Source organism: Streptomyces sp. NRRL S-350 (assembly GCF_000719705.1).
In the GTDB taxonomy this organism is placed as follows: domain Bacteria; phylum Actinomycetota; class Actinomycetes; order Streptomycetales; family Streptomycetaceae; genus Kitasatospora.
On sequence record NZ_JOHO01000226.1, the window covers coordinates 1 to 275 of the forward strand.

Below are 275 nucleotides of genomic sequence, written 5' to 3' on the forward strand. Positions count from 1 at the left end.
GCAGATCGCCAGCGGGCTGACCGGCGACCTGAGCCGGATCCGCCTGGCCGACATCAACGGCGACGGCAGGGCCGACTACAGCGTCATCAACCCCAACGGTTCCGTCAACACCTACGTCAACAACGGCGGAGACGGCCACGGAGGCTGGACCAACTACGGCCAGACAGCCACCGGCCTCACCACCAACCAGAACGCCGTGGTCCTCGCGGACATCACCGGCGACGGCCGCGCGGACTACCTCCTCACCAACTCCGGCGGCTCCGTCAACGCCTACG

General features: G+C 68.0%; 1 protein-coding gene. It reads left to right on the top strand.

Translation table 11 applies throughout. From position 1 onward, the window contains the following. A partial coding sequence (locus IF30_RS0140660; RefSeq protein ID WP_030248400.1) for an FG-GAP repeat domain-containing protein occupies positions 1-275 on the top strand: 275 nt, incomplete at both ends.